The sequence below is a fragment of the Serratia sp. EWG9 genome, from assembly GCF_019913725.1.
GTDB classification, from domain to species: Bacteria; Pseudomonadota; Gammaproteobacteria; order Enterobacterales; family Enterobacteriaceae; genus Serratia; species Serratia ureilytica.
In genome coordinates, this window is the sequence record NZ_JADNRO010000009.1 from 199,165 (window position 1) to 214,242 (window position 15,078).

At 60.1% G+C, this 15,078-nt stretch carries 13 protein-coding genes, 2 tRNA genes and 1 pseudogene; 3 read left to right on the forward strand and 13 right to left on the reverse strand.

Annotated features, from left to right (window positions below; all coding sequences use genetic code 11):
* The first annotated feature begins 135 nt into the window (after positions 1–135).
* Positions 136–1,024 (forward strand): annotated as a pseudogene (ilvY, locus tag ITX55_RS19280) (HTH-type transcriptional activator IlvY).
* A 9-nt stretch (positions 1,025–1,033) separates the two neighbouring features.
* Here ilvY and ITX55_RS19285 read toward each other — a convergent pair.
* The 10 genes from ITX55_RS19285 to ITX55_RS19330 all read right to left on the reverse strand — a co-directional run bounded on the left by ITX55_RS19285 (position 1,034) and on the right by ITX55_RS19330 (position 11,408).
* Positions 1,034–1,735 (reverse strand): DUF2461 domain-containing protein, encoded by a 702-nt coding sequence (locus tag ITX55_RS19285; protein ID WP_033652695.1) that lies wholly within the window; start codon positions 1,733–1,735, stop codon positions 1,034–1,036.
* Positions 1,736–1,756: 21 nt separating this feature from the next.
* Positions 1,757–2,335 carry a hypothetical protein gene (locus tag ITX55_RS19290; RefSeq protein WP_047026530.1) on the reverse strand — a complete coding sequence of 193 codons (579 nt, stop codon included), beginning with the start codon at positions 2,333–2,335 and terminating at the stop codon, positions 1,757–1,759.
* Positions 2,335–3,330: a hypothetical protein gene (locus ITX55_RS19295; RefSeq protein WP_047026531.1), complete on the reverse strand. Its 996-nt coding sequence runs from the start codon at positions 3,328–3,330 to the stop codon at positions 2,335–2,337. Before ITX55_RS19295 ends, ITX55_RS19290 begins: the two co-directional genes overlap by 1 nt.
* 112 nt (positions 3,331–3,442) lie before the next feature.
* Complete coding sequence (ilvA, locus tag ITX55_RS19300; protein ID WP_108682187.1) at positions 3,443–4,987, reverse strand: threonine ammonia-lyase, biosynthetic; 1,545 nt, start codon at positions 4,985–4,987, stop codon at positions 3,443–3,445.
* Positions 4,988–4,992: 5 nt separating this feature from the next.
* Positions 4,993–6,843, reverse strand: a complete 1,851-nt coding sequence (gene ilvD / locus ITX55_RS19305; RefSeq protein WP_015379395.1) for a dihydroxy-acid dehydratase — start codon at positions 6,841–6,843, stop codon at positions 4,993–4,995.
* A gap of 107 nt (positions 6,844–6,950) precedes the next feature.
* On the reverse strand, positions 6,951–7,877 hold the full coding sequence (locus tag ITX55_RS19310) for a branched-chain amino acid transaminase (RefSeq protein WP_033645378.1): 927 nt from the start codon (positions 7,875–7,877) through the stop codon (positions 6,951–6,953).
* Between the two features lie 23 nt (positions 7,878–7,900).
* Positions 7,901–8,158, reverse strand: coding sequence for an acetolactate synthase 2 small subunit (gene ilvM / locus ITX55_RS19315; protein ID WP_004929955.1), 258 nt, complete (start codon positions 8,156–8,158; stop codon positions 7,901–7,903).
* Complete coding sequence (gene ilvG / locus ITX55_RS19320) at positions 8,155–9,801, reverse strand: acetolactate synthase 2 catalytic subunit (RefSeq protein ID WP_197666834.1); 1,647 nt, start codon at positions 9,799–9,801, stop codon at positions 8,155–8,157. The genes ilvM and ilvG overlap by 4 nt, the downstream gene beginning before the upstream one ends.
* Positions 9,802–9,943: 142 nt before the next feature.
* Positions 9,944–10,042, reverse strand: a complete 99-nt coding sequence (gene ilvL, locus ITX55_RS19325; protein ID WP_013814970.1) for an ilv operon leader peptide — start codon at positions 10,040–10,042, stop codon at positions 9,944–9,946.
* A gap of 133 nt (positions 10,043–10,175) precedes the next feature.
* The gene (locus ITX55_RS19330) at positions 10,176–11,408 is read right to left on the reverse strand and encodes an MFS transporter (protein WP_033645380.1); all 1,233 of its coding nucleotides are present in this window, start codon (positions 11,406–11,408) and stop codon (positions 10,176–10,178) included.
* A gap of 341 nt (positions 11,409–11,749) precedes the next feature.
* Here ITX55_RS19330 and ITX55_RS19335 point away from each other — a divergent pair, with 341 nt between their 5' ends.
* Positions 11,750–13,273, forward strand: coding sequence for a YifB family Mg chelatase-like AAA ATPase (locus ITX55_RS19335; RefSeq protein ID WP_108682189.1), 1,524 nt, complete (start codon positions 11,750–11,752; stop codon positions 13,271–13,273).
* 28 nt (positions 13,274–13,301) lie between these two features.
* Here ITX55_RS19335 and ITX55_RS19340 read toward each other — a convergent pair whose 3' ends face one another.
* Positions 13,302–13,640, reverse strand: coding sequence for a DUF413 domain-containing protein (locus ITX55_RS19340; RefSeq protein ID WP_004929946.1), 339 nt, complete (start codon positions 13,638–13,640; stop codon positions 13,302–13,304).
* 119 nt (positions 13,641–13,759) lie between these two features.
* Between ITX55_RS19340 and hdfR the strand changes: the two genes are divergently transcribed.
* Complete coding sequence (gene hdfR / locus ITX55_RS19345; RefSeq protein ID WP_033645382.1) at positions 13,760–14,587, forward strand: HTH-type transcriptional regulator HdfR; 828 nt, start codon at positions 13,760–13,762, stop codon at positions 14,585–14,587.
* Between the two features lie 269 nt (positions 14,588–14,856).
* Here hdfR and ITX55_RS19350 read toward each other — a convergent pair.
* A tRNA-Trp gene (locus tag ITX55_RS19350) sits at positions 14,857–14,932 on the reverse strand.
* A gap of 51 nt (positions 14,933–14,983) precedes the next feature.
* Positions 14,984–15,060 (reverse strand) — tRNA-Asp (locus ITX55_RS19355).
* Positions 15,061–15,078 lie beyond the last annotated feature (18 nt).

Sequence of the window (15,078 nt, forward strand, 5' to 3'; positions counted from 1 at the left end):
TTATTTTCATTCCCCGCCCTGTCTGTGCGGAGATTCGTTAAACTCAATGTATAACAGGAAATGCGTTGCTTAAATTGATATATTGAGAACGTGATATTGCAATTTTTGCAACACTCTCACTGCGAGCGTATCGATATGGATTTACGTGATTTAAAGCTGTTCCTGCATCTGGCCGAAAGCCATCACTTCGGGCGCACCGCCAAGGCGATGCACGTCAGCCCGTCGACGCTCTCCCGCCAGATCCAGCGGCTGGAAGAGATCCTCGGGCAGCCGCTGTTCCTGCGCGATAACCGCACCGTGCAGCTCACCGACGCCGGCGAACAGCTGAAAGAATTCGCCCAGCAAACGCTGCTGCAATATCAGCAGCTGAAGCACTCGCTCGGCCAGCACGGCCCTTCGCTGAGCGGCGAACTGCGGCTGTTCTGCTCGGTGACCGCCGCGTACAGCCACCTGCCGCCGATCCTCGACCGCTTCCGCGCGCAGCACCCACTGGTAGAGATCAAGCTGACCACCGGCGACGCCGCCGACGCGGTCGACAAGGTGCAGTCTAACGAGGCCGATCTCGGCATCGCCGCGGCCGGAAACGCTGCCCGCCAGCGTGGCGTTCACCAAAATCGGCGAAATTCCGCTGGTGCTGATCGCGCCGGCGCTGCCCTGCGCGGTGCGCAGCCAGGCGTTCGCCGACAAGCCCGACTGGGCCGAGATCCCCTTCATCTTGCCGGAGCACGGCCCTTCGCGAAAACGCATCGAACTGTGGTTCCGCCGTCACCGCATCAGCAATCCGCTGATTTACGCCACCGTCGGCGGCCACGAAGCCATCGTGTCGATGGTGGCCCTGGGCTGCGGCATCGCGCTGATCCCGAGCGTGGTGGTGGACAACAGCCCGGAACCGGTGCGCAACCGCATCTCGCAGCTGGATAACATCTCGATGGTCGAACCGTTCGAGTTGGGGGTCTGCGTCCAGAAAAAACGCCTCAGCGATCCGCTGATCGACGCCTTTTGGCGATTGCTGCATCCCCGCTGACGCGGGGTTTTACAGGTCGGCCGGATCGACCTGCTTCATCGCCTCCACCTGCATCAGCCAGTGATAGAGCGGCTCAAGCTGCAAAAATGCCCCGGCCAGCAGCGGCGCCAGATCGGCGTTGAACAGCTTTTCCACCGCGCTGTCGCTGACCATCACCGCGAACGATTTGCGGTTGTACCAGGTGGCGATCTCCGCCGCCTGCTCCTTGACCAGCGGACGCTTGTAGCTCTCGCCCACCAGCTCGAACGGCGGCCGGCAACAGGCGGCCACCTCCAGGAAAGGCTGCGGCCGCTGTTTCAGCGTATGGCGGAACAGATCCATGGTCGGCTTGTTGGCGCTGTAGTAACCGAGCCCATAGCGCAGCATGTCCGGCCCCAGTTCGAAAAAGTAGACCGGCGCATCTTTCCAGTCTTTGCTCGGGCGCTTGAACGTCAGCCACATGCGGCTGCGGTAGCGCGACTTGTCGTGAGAAAACCGTGTATCGCGATGAATGCGCGACAGCGTTTTGCCGATCGCCGGGCGAGTCTCGAACTGCGGATCGATCGCCAGCATGCTGGGAGCAAGCTGCTCCACCAGCGCGCGAAACGGCGCCAGCAGCTCGCGATCGTAGATGTCGCGGTTGCCGTCGAACCACGCCTTATCGTTCTCGATCCGCACCTGCTGCAGGAAATTCAGACCCTGCTGGCTAAAGCCGGAGAAAGGTTGCGTCATAAGTTTTTCCGTTCTGACGGTTTATCGGGTATTGCGCAGATCTTCCCTCTGCCAACGGCGTTTGATAAACACGCGCCGACGCGTGCGGAAATAGGCGACATACAGGTAGAACGCCGCCCGGTTGCTGAACAGCGCCCCGCCAACCGCGCCCCCCAGCAGCAGGGCGCCGGTGGCGATGCCGGTCATGCCCGCCGCCCACGCCGCCGCGCCGCCGAGGCAACACAGACCGAGCATGCCAAGGTAATATTGCAGCAATACCACCCCGCTGTTTTTACCCTGCACCAGTTGGAACAGGATCAGCGTCATCCACACCGCCACGATCGCGCCGCTGCCCATCAACACGGCGGCGGAGGTCTTGCCGCTCCAGGCGGCCGCCACATCCGTGACCAGACCCATCACGCCCGCCAGGCCCAGCATCAGGCACACCATCAGCAGCATGACGTTGCCGACGCCCGGTGGTGACAGCCGCTGGCCCGGCGTCAGGAAATGCTGCTCGAGCTGCGCATCCACGCCGGCGAAAAGCGCGCGATCGCGCGCCGCGATTTGGCTTTCCATCTCCCGGCCCTGCACGATCAGGCGTTTAATCATCCAGTCCGCCATTACCTCACCATCTGCGGCAATTTCTGCATAATGCCCACAAAATACTGCCCGGTGGTTTTCACATTCACCGGCGCAGACAGGGTGCCGCTGATGCCGCTGCCCACGAACGTCAATGAATTATTGAGCGCCGAATGCAATTGCTGACGCAGCCCGTTTTGGATCGCTTCCGTCGGATAGCGCTTCGGGTATAAACCGTTCTTCACCATCTCTTTCAAGACGTTATTGGAAATCCCCGGGTTTTCCGCCCGAATGATGTTTTCGGTCAGCCGCTTCCTTTCGCTGCGGGGCATGCTTTTCAGCCATTCCGTCGCCTTGCGCGCCGAAATGCGGCGCATGGCGCGGTAGGTCATCGTCGCTTCCTTCAGGGCGGCCCCCGCGCTGGCCAGCGAGATCACATCGAGTACGGTGCTGGTGGCGATATACCACTGCTCTGAATCGAGCTGAGCCAATTCATCCCCTTTCCCGTCATAAAGCTTGTTGACGCGGTACAGCCCATTGCCGCACTGCAGCGCGCTGGCGGCCATGCCGGCATAGCCCAGATAAGCCACCGCTGAGCTGGTGCCGCCGGTAAACGGCACGGCGACGCTGCCCGACGCCAGTAAAAATACCGATACCAGCAGCGTTCCGCACGACAGCGTGGCCGAGGCCAGCTCTTTGCTGACGCTCGGTTTGCTCAGCGCTTCCGACAGCGTATTGGTTGCGGCAACGCGCGAAGTATGAGCCACCGTTTTGCTGATGACCACATGAGTGACCTGCGAAGCGTTTGAGTAACCGGTGTGCTGCGTCGGACGAACTAAAAATGAGTTTTGCCCGTCGGAAAAAATAATCCCCACGCCATGAAAGGCGAGGCTGCAGTCCAGAGAGTCCTGCAGGGCTTGCAGATTAATATCGCGATAGAATTCTTGTACGCCGGTATTGCCCAACAGGCGGGCAAACTCGGCGTTGGTCAAATCATCTTCGGGAGAACCGAACGGCGTAGAAAAAGCAGTTTTCATTGTCGTGCATCCCTATACGTCAGAAGTCTTGGCAGTATAAAAATGCACGACAAAATCACAACCGCGCAACCCATAAACTGACTAATGCGTCACGGTTACTTATCAATCCGGCTCACCCCTGCAAAAAGAAGCGGAACGCCGGGTTGTCGGTTTCGTCGTGGCAATCGTAGCCCAGCGCCTGCAGGTGCCGCTCGAATTCCGGCTCGCTTTGCGCCAGTTCAAAGGCCGCCAGCACCCGGCCGAAGTCGGTGCCGTGGCTGCGATAGTGGAACAGCGAGATGTTCCAGTGCGTGCCCAGCGTTTGCAGGAACTTCAGCAGCGCGCCCGGCGACTCCGGAAACTCAAAGCTGTACAGCCGTTCGCGCAGCGGCTTCGACGGACGCCCGCCCACCATGTAGCGCACGTGCAGCTTGGCCATCTCATCGTCCGACAGATCCACCACCTGATAACCGCCGGCGTTGAGTTCGTCGATGATCTCCCGCCGTTCGGCGTGGCCGCGCGTCAGACGCACGCCGACGAAAATGCAGGCGTTGTCGGCATCGGCGTAGCGGTAGTTGAATTCGGTCACCGAGCGCCCGCCCAGCAGTTGGCAGAACTTGAGGAAGCTGCCCTGCTGTTCCGGAATGGTCACCGCCAGCAGCGCTTCGCGTTGTTCGCCCAGTTCGCAGCGCTCGGAAACGTAGCGCAGCCCGTGGAAGTTGAGGTTGGCGCCGGACAGCACGTGCGCCAGACGCTCGCCCTGAATGTTGTGCTGCTGGACGTACTTTTTCAGCCCCGCCAGCGCCAGCGCGCCGGAAGGTTCGGCGATGGCGCGCACGTCCTCGAACAGATCTTTGACCGCCGCGCAGATGGCGTCGCTGTCCACGGTGATCACGTCGTCCAGATACTCACGGCACAGGCGGAAGGTTTCGTCGCCGATGCGTTTCACCGCCACGCCTTCGGCGAACAGCCCGACGCGCGCCAGATCCACCGGATGGCCGGCATCCAGCGCCGCGCGCAGGCAGGCGGAGTCTTCCGCTTCGACGCCGATCACTTTGATCTGCGGCATCAGCTGTTTGATCAGCACCGCCACCCCGGCGGCCAAGCCGCCGCCGCCGACCGGCACGAAAACCCGATCCAGATGCGCGTCTTGCTGCAGCAGCTCCATCGCCAGCGTGCCCTGCCCGGCGATCACCGTCGGGTGATCGAACGGCGGCACAAAGGTCATGCCCTGCTGTTGGGAAAGCTCGATCGCCTTCGCTTTTGCCTCGTCGAAATTGGCGCCGTGCAGCAACACTTCACCGCCGAAGCCGCGCACCGCATCCACCTTGATGTCCGCGGTGGACACCGGCATCACGATCAGCGTTTTGATCCCCAGCCGTTTACCGGAGAAGGCGACGCCCTGCGCGTGGTTGCCGGCTGAAGCCGTCACGACGCCGCGCGCCTTCTGCTCTTCGTCCAGCCCGGCGATCATCGCATAGGCGCCGCGCAGCTTGAAGCTGTGCACCGGCTGGCGATCTTCGCGCTTCACCAAAATGGTGTTGCCGAGACGCGAAGAGATTTTGCTCATGACCTGCAACGGGGTGACTTGCGCCACCTCGTAAACCGGCGAGCGCAATACCGCTCGCAGATATTCCGCGCCGCAGGGGGCGCTGGGTAGGGGTTGAGAGACCGCCATGCTGCTTATCCCCCCAGTTTGCTCTTGTCGCGCACCGCGCCTTTGTCGGCGCTGGTGGCCAACGAGGCGTAGGCGCGCAGCGCGAAGGACACCTGACGTTCACGATTTTTCGGCGTCCAGGCCGCGTCGCCGCGCGCCAGTTCCGCCTCATGCCGCGCCGCCAACTCCTGCTCGCTGACATCCAGCTGGATGCCGCGATGAGGAATGTCGATCGCGATCATGTCGCCGTCCTGCACCAGGGCGATCAGGCCGCCGTTAGCCGCTTCCGGCGAAGCGTGGCCGATGGACAACCCGGAGGTGCCGCCGGAGAAACGCCCGTCGGTGATCAGCGCGCACGCCTTGCCCAGCCCCATCGATTTCAGGTAGGTGGTTGGGTAAAGCATTTCCTGCATGCCCGGCCCGCCTTTCGGCCCTTCGTAGCGAATCACCACTACGTCGCCCGCTACCACTTTGCCGCCGAGGATCGCTTCTACCGCGTCGTCCTGGCTTTCATACACTTTGGCCGGGCCGCGAAAGGTGAGGATTTCCTTGTCGACGCCGGCGGTTTTGACGATGCAGCCGTTTTCCGCCAGGTTGCCGTACAGCACCGCCAATCCGCCGTCCTGACTGTAAGCGTGCTCACGGGTGCGGATGCAACCTTCCTTGCGGTCGGTGTCCAGCGAATCCCAACGGCAATCCTGGGAGAATGCCTGCGTGGTGCGGATACCGGCCGGCCCGGCGGAGTACATTTTCTTGACGCTTTCGTCGCGGGTCAGCATCACGTCGTAGGCTTCCAGCGTCTGCGGCAGGGTCAGCCCCAATACGTTGTTCACCTCGCGGTTCAGCAAGCCGGCGCGATCCAACTCGCCGAGGATGCCGATCACGCCGCCGGCGCGGTGTACGTCTTCCATGTGATATTTCTGCGTGCTCGGCGCCACCTTGCACAGGTGCGGCACTTTTCGCGACAGGCGATCGATGTCTTCCATGGTGAAGTCCACCTCGCCTTCCTGCGCCGAAGCCAACAGGTGCAGCACGGTGTTGGTCGAACCGCCCATGGCGATATCCAGCGTCATGGCGTTTTCGAACGCCGCCTTGTTGGCGATATTGCGCGGCAGCGCGCTTTCGTCATCCTGCTCGTAATAACGTTTGGTCAGCTCGACGATGCGCTTGCCGGCGTTGAGGAACAGTTCCTTGCGATCGGCGTGGGTGGCCAGCAGCGAACCGTTGCCCGGCTGCGACAGGCCCAGCGCTTCGGTCAGGCAGTTCATCGAGTTGGCGGTGAACATGCCGGAGCAGGAACCGCAGGTCGGGCAGGCGGAACGCTCGATCTGCTCGCTGTCGGCGTCGCTGACGTTCGGGTTCGCGCCCTGGATCATCGCGTCCACCAGATCCAGCTTGATGATCTGGTTGGAGAGTTTGGTCTTGCCGGCTTCCATCGGGCCGCCGGAAACGAAGATCACCGGAATGTTCAGGCGCAACGCCGCCATCAGCATGCCCGGGGTGATTTTGTCGCAGTTGGAGATGCACACCATCGCGTCGGCGCAGTGGGCGTTCACCATGTATTCGACCGAGTCGGCGATCAGCTCGCGCGACGGCAGGGAATAGAGCATGCCGCCGTGGCCCATGGCGATGCCGTCATCCACCGCGATGGTGTTGAACTCTTTGGCCACGCCGCCGGAGGCTTCGATCTGTTCGGCGACCAGTTTGCCCAGATCGCGCAGATGCACGTGGCCCGGCACGAACTGGGTAAAGGAGTTGACCACGGCGATGATCGGCTTGCCGAAATCGGCGTCGGTCATCCCGGTCGCGCGCCACAATGCGCGGGCACCCGCCATATTGCGGCCGTGGGTGGTGGTGGCGGAACGGTACTTAGGCATGCTCTTTTCACTCCAAATGTATTTATGGCAGGCGGCGAACGAACCGCCTGGATATTTCTTATCTTGTCTGTCTTGTCGTCCGCCACGCTGCGCGGCGAGCCTTGTCGTTACGGGTTTACCGGATCCAGCCACCCGTATTTGTCTTCGGTCTTGCCGCTGAACAGGCCGAAGAACGCCTGTTGGATCTGTTTGGTCACCGGGCCGCATTTGCCGATGCCGACCTGAATGCCGTCCACGCTGCGCACCGGCGTGATTTCCGCCGCGGTGCCGGACATGAACACTTCGTCGGCCAGGTACAGCGATTCGCGCGACAGCACCTGCTCGCGCACGTCGAAGCCCATGTCTTTCGCCAGCTTAATGATCGCGTCGCGGGTGATGCCCGGCAGCGCCGACGAGGTGAACGGCGGGGTATAGAGCACGCCGTCTTTCACTTCAAACAGGTTCTCGCCCGCCCCTTCGGAAATGTAGCCGTGCACGTCGAGCGCGATGCCTTCCTGATAGCCGTGGCGGCGCGCTTCGCTGCCCACCAGCAGGGAGGAAAGATAGTTGCCGCCGGCCTTGGCCGCAGTGGGGATCGTGTTTGGTGCGACGCGGTGCCAGGAGGAGACCATCGCATCGATGCCTTGATCCAGCGCTTCTTCACCCAAATAAGCGCCCCAAGGAAACGCCGCGATAATCACGTCCGTTTTATAACCGGCCGGCGGGTTGACGCCCATGCCGACATCGCCGACGAACACCAGCGGACGAATGTACGCGCTGACCAGGTTGTTCTTGCGCAGCGTAGCGCGGCAGGCTTCCATCAGCTCGTCGACGCTTTGCGACACCGGCATGCGGTAGATTTTCGCCGAATCGTGCAGGCGCTGCATATGCTCGCGATGACGGAATACCACCGGCCCCAAGTGCGAGTCATAGCAGCGTACGCCTTCAAACACCGACGTGCCGTAATGCAACGCGTGCGACATCACGTGCACTTTGGCCTCGGCCCAAGGAACCATCTCACCATTGAACCAAATGTAATCGGCTTTCTTTGTCATTGTTATTTATCCTTCTCGGCGCCTCAGGCGCGTATTTGTTGTGATGTTGGCTGCTGGATCTCGACGCAGGAGACGTCCATCAGTTTGCTTAATTGAGATGACAACAGGGCGACCGGACGCGGGCTGGCAACGGTCAATTCGATATTGATGCTGTCGGCGTTGGCCGGGGAAACCATATTCATAGCACAAACCTGAAAGCCGCGATGACGCACGACCCGCAATACGCGCTCTAACATTTCGGGGCGAAAACGCGCCTGGATCGAGAGTTGATGCTGCATCATGATATTTCCTCCAACATGGTTTCGTTGCCGGCGCCCGGCGGCACCAGCGGCCAGACGTTTTCGAGTTCGTCGATAGAGACCTGCAGCAGATAAGGGCCTTCGGTGTTGAACAGCGCCTCGAGCGCGCCCTCCACCTGATCCTTGCGGCTGATGCGCTGGCCGGGAATGCCGAAGGCGGCGGCCAGCATCAGGAAGTCGGGGTTATCGGACAGGTTGGTTTCGCTGTAGCGGCCGTCGAAGAACAGCTGCTGCCATTGGCGCACCATTCCGAGGCGCTGGTTGTCCAGCAGCACGATCTTCAGCGGCAGCTGTTTGCGCTTAATGGTGCCCAGTTCTTGCACGTTCATCATGAAGGAGCCATCGCCCGAGACGCAGATCACCGTATCTTGCGGACGCGCGATCTGGGCCCCGACCGCCGCCGGCACGCCGAACCCCATGGTGCCGAGGCCACTGGAGGTGATGAAATTCTCCGGGCGCTCGAACGTCATGTGCTGCGCGCTCCACATCTGGTGCTGGCCGACGTCGGTGGTCACCACGCTGTTGGCCGGCTTGCGGGCGGACAGCTGGCGCAAGAACAGCGGCGCGTAAATCGGCTGGCCGGGATGATCGTAGCGGCAGGCGTGCTCGGCTTTCAGCGCCGTCACCTGCTGCTGCCAGGCGGCGATGTTCAGCGGGCGCTGCAACGCCGGCAGCAACGTTTTCAAATCGCCCTGCAGGGCCACATGCGCCTGGCGCAGCTTGCTCATTTCCGCCGGGTCGATATCCATGTGGATCACTTTGGCGTGCGGCGCGAAGGCGTTCAGCTTGCCGGTCACGCGGTCATCGAAACGCGCGCCGACGGCAATCAGCAAATCGCACTCCTGCACCGCCAGGTTAGCGGCCTTGGTGCCGTGCATGCCCAGCATGCCGAGGTACATCGGATCTTGCGCATCCGGCGCGCCCAGCCCCTTCAGGGTGGCGACGTTCGGCATGCGGGTCACGGCGATGAACTCGCGCAGCGCCGGCACCGCCTGCGCCATGCCCACGCCGCCGCCGACGTACAGCATCGGTTTATGCGCCTGCGCCAGCAGCTCAGCCGCCTCGGCCAACGCCGCCGTCGGTAATGCCGGCGCTTCATCGACCGGCATCAAATGCGGATGCAGGTCGCCTTGCGCCAGCTGGATGTCTTTCGGGATATCGATCAGCACCGGGCCAGGACGGCCGCCGGCGGCGATGGCGAAAGCTTCCGCCATGATGCCCGGCAAGGCATCCAGCGATTCCACCAGGAAGCTGTGCTTGGTGCAGGCCAGAGACAGGCCGAGAACATCGATCTCCTGAAAGGCATCGGTGCCGATCAGCGCGGACCCCACCTGACCGGTGATGGCGACAACGGGAACGGAATCGAGCAGCGCATCCGCCAGCCCGGTGATCAGGTTGGTGGCGCCGGGACCGGAAGTGGCGATACAGACACCGACTTTGCCGGTGGCGCGGGCGTAACCGATGGCGGCCATGGCGGCGCCCTGTTCATGGCGGCACAGCAGGTGTTCCACGCCGCCGTCGTACAGCGCATCGTACACCGGCATGATTGCCCCGCCCGGATAGCCGAATACGGTATCCACACCCTGCGCACGCAACGCTTGAACTACCCACTGAGCGCCATTCATAGTTATTTCCCCGCCTTACTTCGACAACTGCAGGATTTTGTTCTGTTTTTCATGCTCTGCCCCTTGCTCCACTTTTCTCTTGCCAATAAAAAACCCCCGGACCTGACGGTGCGGGGGTTCTCTTGCGATTCCGGCTTGTTTGCTAAGCCTTTCTTCGTCCAAGTGCAGCCCCGCACGGTGGGATAATAATCACCACCACGCTAATCACGACTAGGCTAATCACTTGGGCAAAGGCTTTCATAATGGGTTTGTTCACTGTGCTCATTCAGAACTAATGCTTACAGAGGTACCACAGCCGCGCGCGACATGACAACACTTTTTTTGCGTTATTATTCGGCGCAATCTGGTCATACCTCACGCGAATCGCCCGGATTTCACACGTTGGCGCGCATACCTGGATTTTTCACCGCGCCGGTGATGGCCTTGCCGCGCGTATCCTTGCCGAAGAACACCAACAGAGCGATCGCCACCGCCACCGTCCCGGCAACCATGGCCATCGCCAGGCCGTAATTATGCCCATGATGCTCGGCCAGGGTGGCTTGCAGCGTGGCGTTGACCGAAGCGATCAGGTTGCCCAGCTGATACACGAACCCCGGCAGCACCGCGCGGGTGTTGGCCGGCACCAGCTCGGTCAGGTAGGTCGGCACCACGCCCCAGGCGCCCTGCACCATGAATTGCATCAGGAAAGCGCCGATCCCGAGCATCAGCGAACCGCTGGAAAACGCCCACAGCGGGATCACCGGTAACGCCAACAATGCGGCGATGATAATCGCTTTTTTGCGGCCGATTTTTTCCGATAACGAACCGAAGAAAACGCCGCCGATAATTGACGCGATATTGTAGCTAATGGCGATGATGCTGACGGTTTTCGGATCGAAACCGTGCTGAACTTTCAGAAATACCGGATACAGATCCTGCGTGCCGTGAGAGAAGAAATTGAACGCCGCCATCAGCAGCACCAGATAGCAGCACAGCTTCCAGTGGCTCTTCAACACCGGCAGCAAGGCGCTGCTTTCTTTACGTTCACGCGCCGCCAGCCACACCGGCGACTCCTGCACGCAATAATAAATAAACGGCAGCAGCAGGATCGGCGCCGCGCCGATGACGAACATGCCGCGCCAGCCGACCGTTTCGAACAGCAGGCCGTACACCACCGCCGCCAGCAGATAACCGAACGGATAGCCGGCTTGGAAAATGCCCGACATCAAGCCGCGCGAGCGGTCCGGTATGGTTTCCATCGCCAATGATGAAGCCACGCCCCAGATACCGCCCATCGCAACGCCGTACAACACTCGTAACAGCAAGAAGACCGTCAGCGAGGGCGCGGCGGCGGAGAGCAGCTCAAACACCGAGAAGAAGACGATATTCAGCATCAGGATCGGTTTGCGGCCATATTTTTCCGCAGCGCGCCCGAAGATCAGCGCGCCGATCGGCCGCACCGCCAGCGTGAGCAGAATCGCCAACGTGACCTGTTCCAGGCCGACGTGAAAGGATTGTGCGATGTCGCTGAGTAAGAATACCAGTACGAAAAAATCGAAAGCGTCGAGCGTCCAGCTTGAAAAACTGGCGATTGCCGCATTGCGTTGCAGCGGGGTCCAACCAAACATAGTGTTATCCCTACCGTAGAGTACGAAGTCAGGAGATTTAGCGGCTGCCGGGCAGACTGCCGCGGCGGTCGGAGTGTGTTAAAGAAGTGATTTTTCTTTTAATCAATTGTTAAATACACCCATCAAGCCTATGGCTGCAATGCGTACAGGCCGCTAATGTGTTGCAGGCTTCAGCGAATTGTTAATGGGTATTGCCACAGGCTGCGAGGCGGTTCGCACAATCTTTTTCAATTCGATGAAAATCAGTGATTATGCTGCGAGTTTCATGGAAAAAATGCCAAGAACGCCGCGCGGCACCTGGATAAATCGCGCATCATGCCGCCCTCAGCAAGGAGAGCGATATGTCACTGGCGGTAATCTATAGCCGCGCCATCATCGGCGTTCAGGCCCCTTCCGTAACGGTAGAGGTGCATATCAGCAATGGCCTGCCCGGCCTGACGCTGGTTGGCCTGCCGGAAACCACGGTAAAAGAGGCGCGCGATCGGGTGCGCAGCGCCCTGATCAACAACGGTTTCACCTTTCCCGCCCGCCGCATCACCGTCAATTTGGCGCCGGCCGATCTGCCGAAAGAAGGCGGGCGCTACGATCTGCCGATTGCGCTGGCGATCCTCGCCGCCTCCGAGCAACTGCCCCTCGCCCCGTTGGCACGCTACGAGTTTCTTGGCGAACTGGCGCTGTCCGGCGCGCTGCGCGCGGTCAGAGGCGCCATCCCGGCGGCGCTGGCGGCGGCTGACGCCGGGCGACAATTGGTCCTCTCGACGGACAACGCCGCCGAGGTCGGCCTGATTGCGCAGTCACAATCCCATACAGCCCAACACCTGTTGGAGGTCTGTGCCTTTTTGCTCGGCCAGGGCGAGCTGCCGGTAGCCATCACGCCTCCCGCGGCAGACAACCCGCATGAAAACGCCGATCTGCGCGACATCATCGGCCAAGAGCAGGCCAAGCGGGCATTAGAGATCGCTGCCGCCGGCGGGCATAACCTATTGTTGATTGGGCCGCCGGGCACCGGTAAAACCATGCTGGCCAGTCGACTGACTGGCTTACTGCCGCCGCTGACGGAACCTGAGGCGCTGGAAAGCCTGGCGGTCGCCAGCTTGCAGCATCCTGTTCTCACCGCTTTGCCATGGCGCCAGAGGCCATTTCGCGCACCGCATCACAGCGCATCGATGGCGGCGTTGGTCGGCGGCGGCTCACTGCCGCGCCCGGGTGAGATATCTATGGCGCATAACGGCGTGCTGTTTCTGGATGAGCTGCCGGAATTCGAGCGTAAGGTGCTGGATGCGCTGCGTGAACCGCTGGAATCCGGCGAGATCGTGATTTCACGCGCCAACGCCAAGGTCTGCTTCCCGGCCAAGGTGCAATTGATCGCGGCGATGAATCCCAGCCCAACCGGGCATTACCAGGGTATGCATAATCGCGCCTCGCCGCAGCAGGTGCTGCGCTACCTGGCCCGGCTGTCAGGGCCTTTTCTCGACCGTTTCGATCTGTCTATCGAAGTGCCGCTGTTACCTCCAGGTACGCTCAGTAAGCGGCAAACTCAGGGAGAAAGCAGCGAGCAGGTGCGGGAAAGAGTGCGACAGGCACGCACCCGGCAGCTCGAACGCGCCGGTAAAATCAACGCGCTGTTAAACAACCGTGAAGTGGAACGGGATTGCGTGTTGCAGGCGGCAGACGCCGAGTTTTTGGAAGCGACATTAAACGCGTTGGGGTTATCGGTCCGCGCCTGGCAGCGCATCTTGAAAGTGGCGCGCACGCTGGCGGATTTGGCGGGGGATGCCGAGATCGGCAGGCGCCACCTGAGCGAAGCGCTGAGCTATCGCAGTATGGACCGTCTGCTGTTACAACTGCATCGTAGTCTGGAATAGAAAATGGGGCCCGAAGGCCCCATCGTCTTTAGTCTTCGCTGTCGCTGTAATCTTCTACTGCGTCAGCCTGCGGCTTACCGCCGGACAACGTATGGAATTTCTTCGGGCGACGTGTGCGCGCCAGATATTTAGCCCATACTTTTTCCTGCTCGGTAGCCGCTTCGCGCTCACCGCGGCACACTGCGACGAACAGCTGTTCTTCTTCAGTGGCCGGCTGGCGTTTGCCCGAGTCCAGCTCGTTAAACGCGTAGCCGAAGCGCTCTAGCAATTGCGCCTCTTTAATGGTGAAATCGCCGTGACGGGAGAACCCGCGAGGGTAATGTTTATTATCAAAAAAACGATTGGTCGTGGTGAAGCTATCCGCCATCTGACACGCTCCTAATTCTCTTATGGCCGTGCTGTTTATGGCGCGGAGTATTAGATAGGCTTGACAGCGTGTAAAACAAAACATTTAAATCTTAACGACAAATTTTTTTGGAGATAGGTGTGGATACCGAATTACTGAAAACCTTTTTGGAGGTCAGTAGAACGCGTCACTTTGGCAGAGCCGCAGAATCTTTGTACTTAACGCAGTCCGCGGTCAGTTTCCGCATCCGTCAGTTAGAAAACCAGTTGGGCGCAAATTTATTTACCCGTCATCGCAATAACATCCGCCTGACGCCTGCCGGCGAGCGGCTTCTGCCCTATGCCGAAAGCCTGATGAACACCTGGCAGTTGGCGAAGAAAGAGGTCGTGCGTTCACTGCAACATACCGAGCTGTCGATCGGCGCGACTGCCTCGTTGTGGGAGGCTTATTTGACCCCCTGGTTGCAATCTCTCTATCAACAAAGAGAGGCGCTGCAGCTCGAAGCCAGGGTGGCCTTAAGGCATTCTTTGGTAAAGCAACTGCATGAAAGGCAGCTCGATTTACTGATCACCACTGAGCCGCCAAAGATGGACGAACTGGCCAGCCAGCAGCTGGGCAATTTCTCATTACGCCTGTTCTCATCCGCGCGTCGTGACAAGCAATCCCCCATGCCGTACATCAAGCTGGAATGGGGGGCCGACTTCCACCAACAGGAAAACCGCATGTTGGAAGGTGATAACGTGCCGGTACTCACGACCACCTCGGCACACCTGACGCGTCAGTTGCTGGAAACCACAGGCGGATGCGCTTTCCTGCCCAGCCAGTGGGAAAAAGAGTATCCGCAGTTGCTTGCCGCCGCCGAGATCCCGCCGATTGTCCGCCCACTGTATGCCGTCTGGTTGCAAAACAGCGATCAACAGCCTTTGATTCGGCAATTACTTAAAATACCTTTAAATACCGCAGCCTAAAGCGCTATGGCGGCCTTAAAAGCCGCCGCCGTGGTCATGGCTGTCTATCATGCCAAAAACCGCCCATCGCCTTCTGAGAGAAGAAAATGCAAAATGGTAGGAGAATCAGGAGGTCTGCGGGGGTAAAGATCGAAAGATCATAAGGCAACTCGGATCAGATAGACATCAGCATAGAGCAGCTAATGCGCTCTTTTCCAAAGCGGGAATGCTCCAAGGGAAGGGATAGTAGGTAAAAAAAAACCCTTTGCTTTCGCAAAGGGTTCTTAATATGGCAGGGGCGGAGAGACTCGAACTCGCGACACCCGGTTTTGGAGACCGGTGCTCTACCAACTGAGCTACGCCCCTAAATCTCGCTTAACATTATGCCTGCTAAAAAAGCAGGCATAATTAAATAAGTGGCGGAACGGACGGGGCTCGAACCCGCGACCCCCTGCGTGACAGGCAGGTATTCTAACCAACTGAACTACCGCTCCACCGATTCTTTTACGTTG

Coding starts and splice junctions, on each gene's coding strand:
- ilvD (WP_015379395.1), bottom strand. CDS start 6,843: ATGCCTAAGTACCGTTCCGCCACCACCACCCACGGCCGCAATATGGCG.
- ITX55_RS19295 (WP_047026531.1), bottom strand. CDS start 3,330: ATGAAAACTGCTTTTTCTACGCCGTTCGGTTCTCCCGAAGATGATTTG.
- ilvG (WP_197666834.1), bottom strand. CDS start 9,801: ATGAATGGCGCTCAGTGGGTAGTTCAAGCGTTGCGTGCGCAGGGTGTG.
- ilvM (WP_004929955.1), bottom strand. CDS start 8,158: ATGATGCAGCATCAACTCTCGATCCAGGCGCGTTTTCGCCCCGAAATG.
- ITX55_RS19285 (WP_033652695.1), bottom strand. CDS start 1,735: ATGACGCAACCTTTCTCCGGCTTTAGCCAGCAGGGTCTGAATTTCCTG.
- ITX55_RS19310 (WP_033645378.1), bottom strand. CDS start 7,877: ATGACAAAGAAAGCCGATTACATTTGGTTCAATGGTGAGATGGTTCCT.
- ITX55_RS19335 (WP_108682189.1), top strand. CDS start 11,750: ATGTCACTGGCGGTAATCTATAGCCGCGCCATCATCGGCGTTCAGGCC.
- ilvL (WP_013814970.1), bottom strand. CDS start 10,042: ATGAAAGCCTTTGCCCAAGTGATTAGCCTAGTCGTGATTAGCGTGGTG.
- ITX55_RS19340 (WP_004929946.1), bottom strand. CDS start 13,640: ATGGCGGATAGCTTCACCACGACCAATCGTTTTTTTGATAATAAACAT.
- ITX55_RS19330 (WP_033645380.1), bottom strand. CDS start 11,408: ATGTTTGGTTGGACCCCGCTGCAACGCAATGCGGCAATCGCCAGTTTT.
- ITX55_RS19290 (WP_047026530.1), bottom strand. CDS start 2,335: ATGGCGGACTGGATGATTAAACGCCTGATCGTGCAGGGCCGGGAGATG.
- ilvA (WP_108682187.1), bottom strand. CDS start 4,987: ATGGCGGTCTCTCAACCCCTACCCAGCGCCCCCTGCGGCGCGGAATAT.